At 55.4% G+C, this 15,693-nt stretch carries 17 protein-coding genes; 4 read left to right on the top strand and 13 right to left on the bottom strand.

Annotation, left to right across the window (positions count from 1 at the left end):
- Positions 1–74 precede the first annotated feature (74 nt).
- The 4 genes from ccrA (at position 75) to OU789_RS10565 (ending at position 4,085) form a co-directional block, all read left to right on the top strand.
- On the top strand, positions 75–1,376 hold the full coding sequence (gene ccrA / locus OU789_RS10580) for a crotonyl-CoA carboxylase/reductase (RefSeq protein ID WP_274655558.1): 1,302 nt from the start codon (positions 75–77) through the stop codon (positions 1,374–1,376).
- Between the two features lie 166 nt (positions 1,377–1,542).
- Positions 1,543–1,746 (top strand): hypothetical protein, encoded by a 204-nt coding sequence (locus OU789_RS10575; protein WP_263952452.1) that lies wholly within the window; start codon positions 1,543–1,545, stop codon positions 1,744–1,746.
- 78 nt (positions 1,747–1,824) lie between these two features.
- Positions 1,825–3,363, top strand: coding sequence for an ATP-dependent DNA helicase (locus OU789_RS10570; RefSeq protein ID WP_274655557.1), 1,539 nt, complete (start codon positions 1,825–1,827; stop codon positions 3,361–3,363).
- Entirely contained in the window at positions 3,360–4,085 is a 726-nt protein-coding gene (locus OU789_RS10565; protein ID WP_274655556.1) for an SDR family oxidoreductase, read from the top strand. Before OU789_RS10570 ends, OU789_RS10565 begins: the two co-directional genes overlap by 4 nt.
- A gap of 6 nt (positions 4,086–4,091) precedes the next feature.
- Here OU789_RS10565 and OU789_RS10560 read toward each other — a convergent pair whose 3' ends face one another.
- From OU789_RS10560 to trpS, 13 genes are all read right to left on the bottom strand, one after another.
- Complete coding sequence (locus tag OU789_RS10560; protein WP_274655555.1) at positions 4,092–4,856, bottom strand: TIGR02186 family protein; 765 nt, start codon at positions 4,854–4,856, stop codon at positions 4,092–4,094.
- The gene (locus tag OU789_RS10555; RefSeq protein ID WP_263952456.1) at positions 4,856–5,773 is read right to left on the bottom strand and encodes a sulfite exporter TauE/SafE family protein; all 918 of its coding nucleotides are present in this window, start codon (positions 5,771–5,773) and stop codon (positions 4,856–4,858) included. The genes OU789_RS10560 and OU789_RS10555 overlap by 1 nt, the downstream gene beginning before the upstream one ends.
- Before the next feature lie 80 nt (positions 5,774–5,853).
- Positions 5,854–6,816: an ABC transporter permease gene (locus OU789_RS10550; RefSeq protein WP_263952457.1), complete on the bottom strand. Its 963-nt coding sequence runs from the start codon at positions 6,814–6,816 to the stop codon at positions 5,854–5,856.
- Positions 6,817–6,819: 3 nt separating this feature from the next.
- Complete coding sequence (locus OU789_RS10545; RefSeq protein WP_263952458.1) at positions 6,820–7,917, bottom strand: ABC transporter permease; 1,098 nt, start codon at positions 7,915–7,917, stop codon at positions 6,820–6,822.
- Positions 7,914–9,497, bottom strand: a complete 1,584-nt coding sequence (locus OU789_RS10540; protein WP_274655554.1) for an ABC transporter ATP-binding protein — start codon at positions 9,495–9,497, stop codon at positions 7,914–7,916. Before OU789_RS10540 ends, OU789_RS10545 begins: the two co-directional genes overlap by 4 nt.
- Positions 9,498–9,503: 6 nt before the next feature.
- The gene (locus OU789_RS10535; RefSeq protein ID WP_274655553.1) at positions 9,504–10,493 is read right to left on the bottom strand and encodes a BMP family lipoprotein; all 990 of its coding nucleotides are present in this window, start codon (positions 10,491–10,493) and stop codon (positions 9,504–9,506) included.
- Positions 10,494–10,675: 182 nt separating this feature from the next.
- Positions 10,676–11,119: a GNAT family N-acetyltransferase gene (locus OU789_RS10530; protein ID WP_274655552.1), complete on the bottom strand. Its 444-nt coding sequence runs from the start codon at positions 11,117–11,119 to the stop codon at positions 10,676–10,678.
- On the bottom strand, positions 11,112–11,738 hold the full coding sequence (gene tsaB, locus OU789_RS10525) for a tRNA (adenosine(37)-N6)-threonylcarbamoyltransferase complex dimerization subunit type 1 TsaB (RefSeq protein WP_274655551.1): 627 nt from the start codon (positions 11,736–11,738) through the stop codon (positions 11,112–11,114). Before tsaB ends, OU789_RS10530 begins: the two co-directional genes overlap by 8 nt.
- On the bottom strand, positions 11,728–12,291 hold the full coding sequence (locus OU789_RS10520) for a NifU family protein (RefSeq protein WP_263952463.1): 564 nt from the start codon (positions 12,289–12,291) through the stop codon (positions 11,728–11,730). The genes tsaB and OU789_RS10520 overlap by 11 nt, the downstream gene beginning before the upstream one ends.
- 74 nt (positions 12,292–12,365) lie before the next feature.
- Positions 12,366–12,821: a universal stress protein gene (locus OU789_RS10515; protein WP_263952464.1), complete on the bottom strand. Its 456-nt coding sequence runs from the start codon at positions 12,819–12,821 to the stop codon at positions 12,366–12,368.
- Between the two features lie 79 nt (positions 12,822–12,900).
- The gene (locus tag OU789_RS10510; protein WP_274655550.1) at positions 12,901–13,773 is read right to left on the bottom strand and encodes a branched-chain amino acid aminotransferase; all 873 of its coding nucleotides are present in this window, start codon (positions 13,771–13,773) and stop codon (positions 12,901–12,903) included.
- A gap of 189 nt (positions 13,774–13,962) precedes the next feature.
- On the bottom strand, positions 13,963–14,478 hold the full coding sequence (locus OU789_RS10505) for a VOC family protein (RefSeq protein WP_274655549.1): 516 nt from the start codon (positions 14,476–14,478) through the stop codon (positions 13,963–13,965).
- Between the two features lie 93 nt (positions 14,479–14,571).
- Positions 14,572–15,618: a tryptophan--tRNA ligase gene (gene trpS, locus OU789_RS10500; RefSeq protein WP_274655548.1), complete on the bottom strand. Its 1,047-nt coding sequence runs from the start codon at positions 15,616–15,618 to the stop codon at positions 14,572–14,574.
- Positions 15,619–15,693: the final 75 nt, after the last annotated feature.

The raw sequence follows: 15,693 nt of genomic DNA, 5'->3' as shown, positions 1-15,693 counted from the left end.
GCTTTGTTGCTAGCTCGATCTTACCACATAGGTAGGAGCGCTGATTCTGCGGCGCAGAAAACGAGGAGGAGCCCATGGCACTGGATCAAGACAACATTCGCGCGAATTATGATGCGCCGGTCAAAGATCTCTATGAGGTCGGCGAAATGCCACCGCTGGGCCACGTGCCAAAACAGATGTACGCGTGGGCCATTCGTCGCGAGCGGCACGGAGAGCCGGATCAATCCTTTCAGCTTGAAGTTGTGGATACGCCTGAAATCGGGAGTAACGACGTTCTTGTTCTCGTGATGGCGGCGGGCGTGAACTACAACGGTATCTGGGCGGGGCTAGGAATACCGATCAGCCCGTTTGATGTTCACAAAGCCGACTATCATATTGCTGGGTCCGATGCTTCGGGCATTGTTTGGGCCGTTGGTGATAGAGTTACGCGTTGGAAAGTTGGCGATGAGGTTGTGATCCATTGCAATCAGGATGATGGCGATGATGAGGAGTGCAATGGCGGTGATCCGATGTTTTCGCCAAGCCAGCGTATCTGGGGCTATGAAACGCCTGACGGGAGTTTTGCTCAGTTTACCGGTGTGCAAGCACAGCAACTTATGCCGCGGCCAAAGCATCTCACTTGGGAGGAGAGTGCTTGTTATACGCTGACCTTGGCCACCGCATACCGAATGTTGTTTGGGCACCATCCCCATGAGCTAAAGCCCGGCCAGAACGTGCTTGTTTGGGGCGCTTCGGGTGGCTTGGGCAGCTATGCGATCCAGTTGATCAATACCGCAGGGGCCAATGCAATCGGCGTGATTTCCGATGAGGATAAGCGGGATTTTGTACTCGGCCTTGGCGCTAAGGGCGTAATTAATCGCAAAGATTTCAAGTGTTGGGGGCAATTGCCTACGGTGAACAGCCCTGAATATAAGGAGTGGTTCGCCGAAGCGCGGAAGTTTGGCAAGGCGATCTGGGATATCACGGGTAAAGGCGTGAATGTTGACATGGTGTTTGAGCATCCGGGCGAAGCGACATTCCCAATTTCAACATTCGTTTGCAAAAAAGGCGGTATGGTTGTGATTTGCGCCGGTACCAGCGGATTTAACCTGACCATGGACGCGCGCTATGTCTGGATGAACCAGAAGCGCATTCAGGGAAGCCACTTTGCGCATCTGCAACAGGCGTCGGCTGCGAACCGTTTGATGATCGAGCGCCGTCTTGATCCGTGTATGAGCGAAGTTTTCGGTTGGGACGATATTCCGCAGGCCCATGTGAAAATGCGTAAAAACGAGCACCAGCCCGGCAATATGGCGGTTCTGGTGCAGTCACCACGAGCCGGTTTGCGGACATTCGAAGATGCGCTGGAGGAGGGCATCGATCCCCGGCTTTCCTAACGTGCCCGTGACGGGAAGCCATGAAAGGCCGCCAGAAATGGCGGCCTTTTTTGTGTAAAACAAGGTAAAACCACGAAAAAGCTAGACGAATAGCGCTAAAATTTGCCAGACTAAAATTCTCGCACTGGTTGTGTGGGGCAATCGTGTCGATCGTGGGGGATCTGAAATGACACATGACTGGGTTTTGTGCGTGCTGAATGACTTAAAGACATTCGCCGAGCGCAACAGGCTGCCTATTCTTGCGGAGAATTTGGAAGAAACGAAATTACATGCTGCGTTGGAACTGTCGCAGATTTCTGCCGTGGGGGCGGAGATCAAGGACAGCTATGATGCGCGTAAGCGGGTGGTAAAAGAAATGCGAGACCACTAGGCGCTTGCTCGCGCTTTCGGCTTCGCTCTTGTGATAATGTTGCTGGTCCTTACAAAAGGGCCGCTATATGGTCGCGTTATGAACGTACCCGCAGTTACTTTTTCGGATGATCAGGCCGAAGCTTACGATGCCGTCACCGAGCTATTGCGCGGGGCAGGTGTTGATCTTGATGAGGCAATGATCACGCCGCTAAGTGGCGGAAAGCAAAAGGTTCTTGCGGTAATCGGCAAGGCCGGTTCAGGAAAAACCCTGCTACTGGCGCAGCTGTATAAGGCGCTAGAGGACGCGGGCGTCGAGGTCGTTTCCGGCGACTATGAAAGCAAGAGCCGCAAAACCCGCCGTACCCTCGCAATTCTCGCGCCAACCAACAAAGCTGCGAGTGTTTTGCGTAACCGCGGTGTGCCGGCCACCACGATCCACCGCATTCTGTATACGCCGGTTTACGATCCGGAATACGAAAAGATTGCGCAATGGTTGGCGGGTGATTCAGAGAGGCCCGAAATCGAAGGGCTAACCGACGAGGCGCTTGATCGGGCTCATGCGTTTTACCAGATTCACAAGTCCATTCCAGGTGCGCTTGCCGCTGCGGGGCTGCGTGGCTCGGATTTCATTACCGGTTGGAGCCGTCGGGATGATGAGCTGGATATCGGTTTTATTGATGAGTCTTCGATGCTTGATGACAAGCAGTTCGAAGATTTGAAAGAGATTTTCCCAACTTTGGTTTTGTTTGGCGATCCTGCGCAGTTGGCACCTGTGGGCCAATCTGGAACGATGGTTTTCGACAAGCTGAAAGAGCCGCAGGTCAAGACGCTTTCGCGTGTACATCGCCAAACGCAGGATAATCCGATCCTCGATTTGGCGCACGCGTTGGGTGATCCGGACCTAACGTTCGAGGGGTTCGAGCGCATGGTCGAGGAGGCCGCGCGAAAGGATGATCGCGTTGTTATGGCTCAAAGGGTCGAAAGCGATTTGATGGCGCGTTCGCCGGTTTTGGTTTGGCGGAACGCAACGCGTGTACGGCTTATTCAGGCATTTAGAGGGGCCTTTGGTGCGCCAGCGGATGCGTTATTGCCAGGTGAGCCGCTGATTTGCGACGGGATTGAGTTGCCGGTAAAACACCGTAAGAAACGGATCGATCTCGAGGCGCGCGGGCTGATCAAGGGTGCTCAGGTTGTTTATCTTGGGCCGGGAAAGAAGCCGGGGTTTTCGCGACTGCATGTGATTGGCGCGGAAGACCCGCAAGTGAGTGCGGCTTCGATTGTGAAGATCGAATTCCCAGACGAGGAAGAGCCGTTTATCCCCTATGCGGCGCGTATGGGGGCGGCGTTTTTGCACGGCGCGGCGGTTACGATTCACAAGGCGCAGGGATCGCAGTGGGAGCAGGTGCAGGTCTTTGCGCCGGATTTGTATGCAGCAGCGCGAATGGGGCGGATCGAGGCAGGGCATCCCCTGTGGAAACGGCTTGCCTATGTGGCGATTACGCGGGCTGAGAGGCGGCTGCATTGGGTTGTGCGCAACCGTCTTGCGCGGCCATCTGGTCCGCTGGTGACGGATGATTTGCGGGCGGCGCCAGCGCCGCTTTCGCTTACGCTAGAGAATGAGGAGAACCAAGCATGAAGTCGATTATCATAACCGGTGCGAGTGGTGGCTTGGGCGCGGCAACGGCACGGCTGTTCCTTGAAAAGGGCTGGCGCGTTGGCCTTTTGGCGCGCAACAAAGACAAGCTAGAAGCACTCGCGGACGGGCATGAACGGGCCGTTGTATTGCCATGTGATGTTACCGATGAGGGCTCTATCGAGCGGGCTTTTGAGGCGTTTGACGGGCCACTTGATGTGCTTTTCAACAACGCGGGGACGTTTGGAAAGCAGGCTTTGATTGACGAGATCACAGTGGCCGAGTGGCGCCATACCGTAGATGTGAATTTGACGGGGATGTTCCTCGCTGCGCGCGCTGCTTTCACGCGGATGCGTACGCAGGATCCGACAGGTGGAAGAATTATCAACAACGGTTCAATTTCGGCTCATACGCCCAGACCACAAACCGTTGGCTATACAGCTACGAAACACGCGGTAACGGGGCTGACGAAAACGCTGGCGCTTGACGGGCGTCCGTTTCAGATCGCTTGTGGGCAGATTGACATCGGTAACGCAGCAAGCGCCATGACCGAGTCGATGTCGGCAGGCGTACCGCAGGCTGATGGGAGTATCGCGCCAGAGCCAGTGATGAGTTCGGATCACGTAGCCGAAGCTGTATTGCATATGGCCGAGCTGCCGTTGTCGGCCAACATACTCAACATGACCGTGATGGCCACGAATATGCCGTTTGTCGGGCGGGGATAATGCGGTTTAGGAGTTGAGATACCGGCGGAAGAACGCGCTCGCGCCCCAGCCCGCAACAATCGCGATAAACAGCGACAGGATGCCGTAAACCAGCGGCATTTCATGGGCGAGATTAAAGAGCCAGCGCTCAAGCCCGACCTTGCTCACATCTAATTCGGTCACATATTCACCCACAACGCTGCCCCCACGAACCAAGAGAAAACGGGCGTTATAGTCCCCCTCGGTTAGGTTGGCGGGGAGGGCGATTGAGGTGCGAAACAACGTGTCCTCAGATAGCTCAACACCGTTCTTGAGCGTTTGGTAGAGGCCCTTGTCTTCGCGAATACGGATGAGTGCTGCGGTGAAGTTCTCGGAATCCGTAATCGTTGCGGGTGCACCGACTGAGCGGATTACATTCTCAATGCTCACCTTGTGGCGCAGGTCTTCTGTGTTGGTGAGAATGTCGTCTAACGGGCGGGTCGAAGCGACGGCATAGAAACTTGGAGCGGCGTCAACTTCGACCGCGTCAGTGTTGACCCAAATGCCGACACGCTTGTCCTTGCGGCGCACCATAACCGGCGACATCGGACCAGAAACCGTGATGATGACGTCAAGCGGATCACCCTCAGGCGGAGGGGCAACGCGTTTGACCGCGCCGAAAATCAGAATCTCGGAACCGTCGAAATTCGCAGTGATCGCAACACGATTTTGCGAAAGTCCGGCAACAACCTCTTCGCCCTTCGCGGCAAGCGTAGACAACAGCAGGAGGGGGAGGAGCAGAAGAAACCGCATCAGTGACCTCCACCCGTGCCAAGCGAATATAGCTCGCTGGGTTGCAACAGAAGATCAAGCGCCAGCTTGCCACAGACCGCGAGCACAAGAACCGCGAGAAGAATGCGCAGTTGCTCGGCCTTGAGTTTCAGGCCGATGCGCGTTCCGATCTGCGCACCAATTACACCACCGATAAGCAGTAGAACCGCCAGCGCCATATCAACTGTTTGGTTGGTTGTCGCGTGAAGCAGTGTTGTGAATGCGGTAACGAAAATGATCTGGAAAAGCGATGTGCCCACAACAACCTTAGTCGGCATACCGAGAATATAGATCATCGCCGGAACCATGATGAACCCGCCGCCAACGCCCATGATCGCCGCAAGAATACCAACCAGTACACCAACCATAATTGGGGGGATGACACTGATATAAAGGCCCGAAGTGCGGAACTTCATCTTGAACGGCAGGTTGTGAACCCAGTTGTGTTTGCGCCGCTTCGGTACTGCACCAGGCTTCTTTGAGCGCATCAGCGCGCGCAGGCTTTCGATAAACATCAGCCCGCCGATTATCCCGAGGAAGACGACATAAGAAAGCGTAACAAGCAGATCGACCTGCCCGATTTCTTTGAGCGCATTAAAGAGCTGGACGCCGAGCGCAGCGCCAATCAGGCCGCCGACAAGTAAGACGCCGCCCATCCTGAAATCGACCGTTCGCCTTTTAAAATGTGCGAGAACACCAGAGAAAGAGGAGGCGACAATCTGGTTTGCCTCGGTTGCCACGGCCACTGCTGGCGGGATGCCGATGAAAAACAAAAGCGGCGTCATCAAGAAGCCGCCGCCAACACCAAACATACCCGATAATATACCAACCAATCCGCCAAGCCCTAAGAGGAGGAAAGCGTTTACCGATACCTCGGCAATAGGAAGGTATATCTGCATGGGCGAGTCCTGTGATAATCACGGCCCTTATAAGCCGTGATTGACTGAAATTTGAAGCCCACAATCGAGAAAAGAGTCGATTATTGTTCTTTCACATAGGGCTGGCCACCTGCGCGGGGCGGAATTGCCTTGCCAACGAACCCCGCGAGGATGATGACCGTCAGGATATAGGGCAGCGCATCAATGAATTGCGACGCGACTTCGATACCCATGAAGCTCTTGTTTTCAAGATAGGGTGCAGCGGCAGACAGGAAGCCAAAGAGGAGGCATGTTCCCATTGCTTGCCACGGACGCCACTTGGCAAAAATAAGCGCGGCAAGCGCGATAAAGCCTCGACCCGCTGTCATATCCTTTACGAAGTTCGCGGCAAAATCGGCAAGATACGCCCCCGCAAGCCCGCAGAGCAGACCCGCAATCAGAATCGCGTAATAGCGCAACCGAACAACGGAAACCCCAGCTGTATCAACCGCTCCCGGATTTTCGCCCGCAGCCCGAAGGCGCAAACCAAAGCGTGTGCGGAACAAGACGGCCCACGTGACCGGAACGGCAAGCAGCGCGACGTAAACGAGGATCGTATGACCCGAGATGAGTTCGGAGTAGATCGGGCCTAAGATTGGCACATTTTGAAGCGTGTCTGCCAACGGCAGGTTGATGTTCTGAAAGCGCGCTTCGGGTGGTAGGCTTGGTGTACGTCCACCAAGGCCGAACCATGCCGACGCGATCACAATTGAAAGGCCCGCGGCGAGGAAGTTAATCGCAACGCCGGAGATCAACTGATCCCCGTGGTAGGTGATTGAGGCAACCCCGTGGATCAGCGATAGCGCGATTGAAGCAGCGGTTCCTGCAAGCAGACCGAGCCAGATCGATCCGGTCACATAGGCTACGCCACCGGTTACGAAAGCCGCACCGAGCATTTTGCCTTCGAGGCCGATATCTACAACGCCAGCGCGTTCAGAATAGAGACCAGCAAGACAAGCCAGCAGAAGCGGAGTTGCGTAGCGCAGGGTACTGTCGAAAATGGCGATAAGCGTCATGAAATCCATGGCTCAGAGTCCCTTCGCTTTGTAACGCATAATGAACAGCTTCTCGACCGGACGGCGCACCATATTGTCGAGCGCACCAGTAAGCAGGATCACAAGAGCCTGAATTACGGTGACCATCTCGCGCGGAATCTGGTGCTCGAACTGAAGCTCGGCACCACCCTGCCACAGGAACCCAAAGAGGAGTGCGGCGAGGAAAATACCTATCGGATGGTTCCGCCCCATTAGCGCAACCGCAATTCCGATAAAGCCCGCGCCTTCAACGGCGTTGTGAATCAGGCGCTCGGCTTCACCCATCACATTGTTGATCGCCATCAGGCCAGCAAACGCACCGGAAATCAGCATCGTGATGATGATGATCTTTGCCGGATTGATACCTGCATAAACCGCCGCAGATTCAGACTCGCCAAATGCGCGGATGTTGTAGCCAAGCCGCGTACGCCAGACCAAAATCCAGAACACATAGAGGCAGAGAAGCGCCACAAGGAAACTGAGGTTGGCTGGAGCGTGTTTGGAGAATTCAATTCCAAAGGGGGCCAGCATTTCATGGAACGTCGGCAGATGCGCGCCTTCTGGGAACTTTGCCGTCTCAGCAGCCATTTTGCCCGGCACCTTGAGAACGCCTGTCAGCAGGTACCCCATCAAAGAAGCCGCAATGAAGTTGAACATGATCGTGGTAATCACGATATGGCTGCCGCGTTTGGCTTGGAGATACGCTGGAATAAAGGCCCAAGCAGCGCCGAACAAGCCGCCAAACAGGATCGCTGCGGGAAGTGCGAGCGTCCAATGGGGCCACGGCACAGCTAGAAGGATGAGCGCAACGCCAAGACCGCCAAGCGCGGCTTGTCCTTCTCCGCCGATGTTGAACATCCGCGCGTGGCTGGCGATGCCCATGGCGAGGCCCGTGAAGATGAAGTTGGTTGTGTAATAGAGCGTGTAGCCCACGCCGCGGCTGCTTCCAAAAGATCCATCGATCATGGTGCCAAGCGCGGCCCACGGGTCTTTACCGATTGCCAGCAATACGAGGCCGGAAATGATAAACGCAATTAACAGGTTCAGGATCGGGATCAGGGCTACATCTGCCCAACGCGGCATCTTTTTCATGCGTCTGCTCCCTGTTTCATACCGGCCATGAGCATGCCCAGTTCACGTTCATCTGTTTCAGAAGACAGGCGCTCGCCCATGATCTGACCGTCAAACATAACCACGATGCGATCCGCCAGAGACAACACTTCTTCAAGTTCCACGCTCACCAAGAGGATTGCTTTCCCCTGATCACGGAGTTCGACGATTTGTTGGTGAATAAATTCGATGGCGCCGATATCCACGCCGCGGGTCGGCTGTCCGATAAGGAGCAGCTCGGGATTCCGTTCGATCTCACGGGCCAGAACGATCTTTTGTTGGTTCCCGCCAGAGAAATTCGCCGCGTTGAGGCGAGGATTGGGCGGACGTACGTCGAAACGGTCCATTTTGGCTTGGGTCTCGTCCCAGATGGCTTTGTTATCCATCAAAATCTTGTTTTTGTTATATTTCGGGTCGTTCTGGTAGCCGAAAACCATGTTCTCCCACGCATGGAAGTTGAGGATAAGCCCCTCTTCGTGGCGATCCTCCGGCACATGCGCGATACCTTTTAAGCGGCGCGATTGTGCGTCGGATTCCGCACCTGAAAGGTCAAGCTCCTCGCCGTGGAGCGAGACTTTCCCCGTCGCTTCCGCGTAACCGCCCAGTACCTCAAGCAATTCGGATTGCCCGTTGCCCGACACGCCAGCGATCCCAAGGATTTCACCTGCGCGGATGTTAAAGCCGATACCTTTGAGGCGCTCGACACCTTGCTCATCGACAACTCTGAGGTTTTCGACCTTGAGGATTTCTTCGCCAAGCTGGGCAGGTTTCTTATCAACGCGCAGTAGCACTTTGCGTCCGACCATGAGCTCCGCGAGGTGCTCGGGACTTGTCTCTGATGTTTTGACGGTTGCGGTCATCTCGCCGCGACGCATCACGCTCACCGTGTCGGTGATATCCATGATTTCGCGCAGCTTGTGCGTAATGAGGATGATGGTTTTCCCGGCATCCCGAAGTCCCTCAAGAATACGGAACAGGTGATCTGCCTCTGCCGGTGTCAAAACGCCGGTGGGCTCGTCCAGAATGAGGATATCGGCCTTGCGATAAAGCGCTTTCAGGATCTCGACGCGCTGGCGATGACCCACAGACAGGTCTTCGATCAAGGCATCCGGATCAACGTTCAGCTCGTACTCTGCCGCAAGTTCAGTCAACAGCTTGCGCGCCTTCCGCAGGCTTGGCGTAAGACGGAAGCCTTCTTCCGCGCCGAGGACTACATTTTCGAGGACCGTAAAATTTTCGACCAGTTTAAAGTGCTGGAACACCATACCAATGCCTGCGCTGATCGCGGCTTGGCTGTCGGGAATAAGCGTTTCCTTGCCCCCGATAAAAATCTCGCCCGCATCGGCTTTGTAAAAGCCGTAGAGGATCGACATGAGTGTCGATTTACCGGCTCCGTTCTCACCGATAATCCCGTGTACCGTGCCTTTTTCGACGCGGATCGAGATATCCTTGTTGGCTTGAACCGGTCCGAACGCTTTGGAAATTCCACGCAATTCGATTGCCGGAGCGGGGGAGGCGAGGGCGGCAGTCTTCTGCCGCCCTGTTTCTGTTGCCGTAGCCATCCTGAATTACAGGGACGGGCAGGATTCGTCGGACATGTAGTCGTGGACTACGATGTCACCTGCGATGATTTTGGCTTTTGCTTCTTCAACAGCCGCTTTCATCTCGTCAGAGACAAGCGATGCGTTGTGTTCGTCAAACGTTAGAGCCACACCTTCGTTGGCAAGTCCCATGGCCGCGAACCCGGGCTCAACGCTTTCTCCGGCTGTGAAGCTCTCGTATACGGCGTTGTCTACGCGCTTAACCATGGAAGTCAGAACCGAACCGGGCTGAAGGTGGTTTTGGTTTTTATCGACGCCGATGGCGAGGATGCCTTGGTCAGCCGCGGTCTGTAGAACGCCGAGACCAGTTCCGCCGGCCGCATGATATACCACGTCAGAGCCTTGGCTGATCTGGCCGCGTGTCAGCTCGCTGCCCTTCACTGGGTCGTTCCATGCTGATGGTGTTGTACCTGTCATGTTAACGATGACGTTGGCATCAGGTTTGGTATCTTTAACGCCTTGCGCATAACCACAAGCGAATTTCGAGATGAGCGGGATGTCCATACCACCGACAAAGGAAACTGTGCCGGTTTCGCTGGCCATAGCGGCCATCACTCCGGCTAGGTAAGAGCCTGTGTGCTCGTCAAACACGATGGATCGCACGTTTGGTGCGTCAACTGGCGCATCAATAATCACGAATTTTGTGTCAGGGAAATCGGCTGCAACAGTCTCAAGTGCGGATGCAAAAGAGAAGCCTGCCATGACGATAGGGTTGTTGCCGCCTTCGGCAAAACGGCGAAGAACCTGCTCGCGCTGAGCGTCAGCGGAGAGTTCGAATTCGTCGTAGGAGCCACCTGTCTCGCTGGCCCAACGCTCGGCACCAGTATAGGCCGCTTCGTTAAAGGATTTGTCGAATTTACCGCCGAGATCAAAAACGATCGCAGGGTCGGCCAAAACAGCGCCAGCCGAAAGGGCAAGCGTCGCTGTCGCGCCGAGAATGGTTTTCATGAGGGTCATAATACTCTCCCAGTTGTTGTTATAGGGCGTCATTCCATAAACGACGTTACCCTTTGTTCTGAGCAGATCACAAGAAGATCATCGGCAATTTAGGGGGGAGTCCGGCGATTTGGTCAATAGAATTTTTACCAACCGGTCATATTTTTCGACGGAATGCCGCAAAATAAGGGAAATTCAGGTGTTTAGCCGTTGCCAATCTGTTTGCGCATTATAAGGGCATCTAGGGAATTGCCGCCCTGAACCGCGTAGTAGCGCCGCCTTCTGCCGGATTCGATATAGCCGTTGGCGCGATAGAGCGCGATTGCCCCTAGGTTAGTTTCTGCGACCTCAAGAAATGATTCTGCGGCGCCAAGTTGTGCTGCGCGGCTTTCATATGCGCGTAGCAGGTCGTTGCCATATCCTCTCCGGCGCATATCAGGAGAAACGGCGAGGGTGAGCAATTCGGCTTCATCGGCGATCACTCGGCCAAGCGCAAAACCGTGGTCATGGGGGGCGAGGAAGCAGCCGCGTGTGGCAAGGAGTTCGTCGAACTCTTCCGCTCGCCACGGGCGCGGAACGGTAAAACAACGGGCATGTAGAGCGGCAAGACGGCCAGCATCCCAGTCTATGGCTGAAGGATCAGTCAAGAAGCACCGGAGGCGCATCTTTTGCGGGAGCCGCATCCGCCTTGCGCACATAAAACGGGGCAGGGCGCATATCGGATGGTTGGCTTTCAAAGCGGCGTGCCGCAATGCGCGCGATCGCCTCGGCGATTTGGAGTTTCGGCGCGGTAAAGCTAAGATGCTCCGCACCGATGACGGTTTGTTCTCTGGTAATGGCATTCACATCGGTGACCAGTGGTTGCAGCACATCGGAGGCGGTGCCGATTTCCTGTAGATAAACATGGTCGCGTCGGGCTTCGATTGCCGAAAATACGGGTTTTTCAAACCCTTCGGTCTGTGCCTCGAGTGTCGTCACGCCAACCGCAGGAATGCCGAGCGCCAACGCAAGCCCGCGCGCGGCAGAGACAGAAACGCGGATTCCGGTAAAGTTGCCCGGACCGGTGCCGACGCCGATGGCTGCAAGATCGGCCCAGCTAACGTCGTGGGTGGCAAGTAAGTCTTCGAGGATGGGGAGCAGTGATTCCGCTTGTCCCTTCTTCATCGGAACGAGCGTTTCTCCCAAAACCTCATTGCCCGCAAGCAAAGCGGCCGCGCAATGCGCGGCCGATGTATCAAATCCCAGTACCAGCGGCTTAGGCGGCAACGGGGCGCACCTCCAGCACTTCTGGAATATAGTGACGCAGCAGGTTTTCGATGCCCATTTTCAACGTCAGTGTCGAAGATGGGCAACCCGCGCATGCGCCTTGCATATGCAGATATACGATGCCGCGATCAAAACCGTGGAAGGTAATGTCGCCACCGTCTTGCGCAACAGCTGGGCGCACACGTGTATCCAGAAGCTCTTTGATCTGGTCAACAATCTCGCCGTCTTCGCCTGTATGCTCGGCATGGCCGGTTGCGGGTGCGGCGTCATCGTTCAGGATCGGCGCACCGGACTGATAATGCTCCATAATCGCGCCAAGGATGGCAGGCTTGATATGGTCCCATTCGGTGGCATCACCTTTGGTTACGGTCACAAAATCAGTGCCGAGGAACACGCCAGTTACGCCGCCAACAGCGAAGATACGCTGCGCAAGCGGAGATTTGGCCGCAGCTTCGCCCGAAGGGAAGTCTGCTGTTCCCGCTTCGAGAACAGTCTGGCCAGGCAGGAATTTGAGGGTCGCCGGGTTTGGCGTGGATTCGGTTTGGATAAACATGGTCGCCTCCGTTTGCGCTAGATATGCGCTTTGGGCGAGGAAGTGTCAAGGATTAGAACCATTCTAAACTGCAATCAAGTGATCGCCTCTAGCTGCTCCTTGGTCAGATCGCCGGGCACAATGGTGACAGGGATCGGGAGAGAGCCCGAAGTGTTTGAAAGCGCAGAAACAAGAGGGCCGGGGCCGTGTTTGCTGGTTCCTGCACCAAGGACAAGCACGCCAATTTCTGGGTTCTCCTTGATGTGCGCAAGGATTTCCTGAATAGCCTCACCTTCGCGAATGACAAGGCTCGGATCAACATTTTGACGGTCGCGCATCCACTTGGCGAAGACTTCGTAGTGCACCTCAATCCGTTCACGCGCTTCAGCACGCATGATGTCCGCAACGCCAATCCAGTGATTGAACTCGTCTGGCGGAATAATCGACAGAATTTCAACGCCGCCCCCCGTGTGCGCCGCTCGCATGGCCGCGAACCGCATAGCGTTCAGGCATTCTCGGCTGTCGTCCAGAACGACAAGAAACTTGCGCATAGGTATCCTCCTTGTGCCGCGATAGTGGCGGCTTGGTGATTGCGACGCAATCCTTTATTTTTGCAAGACTTCTCTGGCGTTATCCGCGCTTGGGCAGGCTGCGTGCCCAGTCCCAGTACAGTTGCTTCAACCGTTTTGTAATCGGTCCGGTCTGGTACTGGGTATCGTCAAATGCGCTGACAGGGGTGATCTTGTTCATGTTGCCCGTGAGGAAGACCTCGTCAGCCTCGTGGAAATCATCCAATTGCAGCACAGTTTCTTGGACTTCTATACCCTCGGCTTGGGCATTCTTGATGTGGCGGGCGCGGGTAATACCAGAAAGGAAGGTGCCGTTCGCGATAGGTGTTTTAAGCACCCCGTCTTTGACCATGAACACATTGGCCGACGCTGTTTCGGCGACATTGCCGAGGGCATCACAGACGAGCGCATTGCCAAACCCTTTGGCTCGGGCTTCGGCGAGCATCCGCGCGTTGTTTGGATAGAGGCATCCTGCCTTGGCATTCACCACCGAGCTATCAAGCACAGGGCGGCGAAACCGCGTAGTTGTCAGGGTTGTGACAGCATTGTCAGGCGCCATCGGGATTTCTTCGAGGCAAATGGCAAAGCCGGTTGAATCCGACGCGGGAACGATAGCAGATTGATCGCCGTTGATTGCCCAATACATCGGGCGGATATAGACCGCAGCTTCGTCGTCGTAAGTTGCAAGCCCATCCCAGATCAGCTCTTCCATTTCTTCGGCAGAAACAGTTGGCGTGATCATGAGCGCTTCGGCGCTAGCGTTCACGCGCTGACAGTGCAAATCAAGGTCCGGTGCCATACCCTTCCAGAACCGAGCACCGTCAAAAACCGTTGTGCCGAGCCAGCTTCCGTGGTCGGCCGCGTTCATGATCGGCAGGTCGCCTTTGTGCCAAGCACCATTGTGATAAGTGTGAATATTTTTCCCAACAGCCATGCGACTCTCCTTTTGACATGCAGAGCCTAAATAAGCGCACCAGAAAGGTCGAGTGAGAATGCGAAGCGCCTCTGGTGGGGAAACCAGAGGCGCTTGTAGGTCGCGGAGGTTAGCGGGACAGCAGGAATTGGAGCGCGCCTACGTGACCTAGGATGCGCTGATTCTGAATCAGATTCATGACATGGGTATTCATGGTTGCGGGGCAGACTCCTTCAACAGATCTTCAAGGTCGAGGCGGGTGTTCACCATGGCAATATTCCCGTCAGTGTCGCGGGGCCAATCGGCTTCGGGTTTGTCCCAATAAAGCTCAACACCGTTCTTGTCTGGGTCGTCCAGATAAAGCGCTTCGCTCACGCCGTGATCAGCTGCACCTGTTAGGGTATATCCGGCGGCATAAATGCGGCGCAGCGCATCGGCTAGGTCTGCGCGTGTCGGATAGAGGAATGCTGTGTGATAGAGGCCGGTGTGGCCTGGTGGAGGGGGCGTTGAACCAAGGCTTTCCCACGTGTTCAGCCCGATGTGATGGTGATATCCGCCCGCCGCGAGAAAGGCCGCGCCAGATCCATAACGCATAGTTACTTCGAACCCGAGAACGCCGGAGTAAAAGCCGATCGCGCGTTCAAGGTCACTGACACGCAGGTGAACGTGACCAATGCGCGTTTGGGGATGGATGGAGGTGGGCTCTTCTTGAGAGGACTTTGTCATAGCGTTTCCTTTTGCTTGGAAAGACTATACTCACAGTAAATTCGAACAAAACCCACGGCGACGCGCAGGTTCTGTTCATTTTTTCACAAGCATTTAGCTGCGGACAAAACCGACAATGTCATACGCTTGGTCAAGGATTGGCGAGGCAATCTTACGTGCCTTTGCAGCGCCTTCGCCAAGGATCTTGTCAATCTCGGCTGTGTCTTCCATCAAGCGTGCCATTTCGCCGGAAATCGGCGAGAGCTTGGCCACGGCCAGTTCTGAAAGCATCGGTTTGAATTCCGAGAATACCTTGCCGCCAACCTCTTTCAACACGGCCTCTGGAGTGCTGTCGTCTAGCGCCGCATAGATGTTGACAAGGTTGCGCGCCTCTAAACGACCCTCTAGCCCCTCGACCTCACTTGGCAGCGCGTCCGGGTCGGTTTTGGCTTTGCGGATTTTGAGCGCGATTGTGTCGGCATCGTCTGTCAGGTTGATGCGGCTGGCATCAGACGGATCAGACTTTGACATCTTTTTGCTGCCATCGCGCAGGCTCATAACGCGGGTGGCTGCGCCCTCAATCACGGGTTCGGTGATGGGGAAGAAATCCACCCCGTAGTCGTGGTTGAACTTTGCCGCTATATCGCGCGTGAGCTCGATATGCTGTTTCTGGTCCTCGCCCACGGGAACGTGCGTTGCGTGGTAAACGAGAATATCCGCTGCCATCAGGCTCGGATAGGTGAACAGACCAGCAGAAGCATTCTCGCGGTTTTTGCCAGCTTTGTCCTTGAACTGTGTCATGCGGTTGAGCCAGCCCATCCGCGCCACGCAGTTAAAGATCCAGCCAAGTTGGGCGTGCTCTGGAACCTGACTTTGGTTGAAGAGGATCGACTTTTTCGGATCAAGACCGGATGCAAGATAGCCCGCCGCCAATTCGCGTGTGGCGCGGCGTAGGTTATCTGGGTCTTGCGGCATGGTGATCGCATGCATATCCACCATGCAGTAGAGCGTTTCTACGCCGCTGTCTTGCATATCGACAAAGCGTTTCATCGCCCCGAGATAGTTGCCAAGAGTCAGGCCGCCTGTTGGCTGGATTCCGGAAAAGACGCGCGGCGCAAATTGAGTGCCGGGCTGCGAGGGTGTTTGGACCACCTCGGTCATGGTGAATACTCCGTCTGGATTTATGTGCTCATGTCGCTTACCCATGGCGCAGGTGCGCGTCAACCGTCGCAGAGG

The organism is Halocynthiibacter sp. C4, from assembly GCF_028823805.1.
GTDB classification, from domain to species: Bacteria; Pseudomonadota; Alphaproteobacteria; order Rhodobacterales; family Rhodobacteraceae; genus Falsihalocynthiibacter; species Falsihalocynthiibacter halioticoli.
Note: the sequence above shows the minus strand (reverse complement) of the source record. Positions and strands in the feature narration are given on the sequence as shown.

Coding starts and splice junctions, on each gene's coding strand:
- OU789_RS10515 (WP_263952464.1), bottom strand. CDS start 12,821: ATGCGCAAGTTTCTTGTCGTTCTGGACGACAGCCGAGAATGCCTGAAC.
- OU789_RS10560 (WP_274655555.1), bottom strand. CDS start 4,856: ATGCGGTTTCTTCTGCTCCTCCCCCTCCTGCTGTTGTCTACGCTTGCC.
- trpS (WP_274655548.1), bottom strand. CDS start 15,618: ATGACCGAGGTGGTCCAAACACCCTCGCAGCCCGGCACTCAATTTGCG.
- OU789_RS10550 (WP_263952457.1), bottom strand. CDS start 6,816: ATGGATTTCATGACGCTTATCGCCATTTTCGACAGTACCCTGCGCTAC.
- OU789_RS10570 (WP_274655557.1), top strand. CDS start 1,825: ATGAACGTACCCGCAGTTACTTTTTCGGATGATCAGGCCGAAGCTTAC.
- OU789_RS10540 (WP_274655554.1), bottom strand. CDS start 9,497: ATGGCTACGGCAACAGAAACAGGGCGGCAGAAGACTGCCGCCCTCGCC.
- OU789_RS10510 (WP_274655550.1), bottom strand. CDS start 13,773: ATGGCTGTTGGGAAAAATATTCACACTTATCACAATGGTGCTTGGCAC.
- OU789_RS10545 (WP_263952458.1), bottom strand. CDS start 7,917: ATGAAAAAGATGCCGCGTTGGGCAGATGTAGCCCTGATCCCGATCCTG.
- OU789_RS10565 (WP_274655556.1), top strand. CDS start 3,360: ATGAAGTCGATTATCATAACCGGTGCGAGTGGTGGCTTGGGCGCGGCA.
- OU789_RS10520 (WP_263952463.1), bottom strand. CDS start 12,291: ATGTTTATCCAAACCGAATCCACGCCAAACCCGGCGACCCTCAAATTC.
- ccrA (WP_274655558.1), top strand. CDS start 75: ATGGCACTGGATCAAGACAACATTCGCGCGAATTATGATGCGCCGGTC.
- OU789_RS10505 (WP_274655549.1), bottom strand. CDS start 14,478: ATGACAAAGTCCTCTCAAGAAGAGCCCACCTCCATCCATCCCCAAACG.
- OU789_RS10555 (WP_263952456.1), bottom strand. CDS start 5,773: ATGCAGATATACCTTCCTATTGCCGAGGTATCGGTAAACGCTTTCCTC.
- OU789_RS10535 (WP_274655553.1), bottom strand. CDS start 10,493: ATGACCCTCATGAAAACCATTCTCGGCGCGACAGCGACGCTTGCCCTT.
- OU789_RS10575 (WP_263952452.1), top strand. CDS start 1,543: ATGACACATGACTGGGTTTTGTGCGTGCTGAATGACTTAAAGACATTC.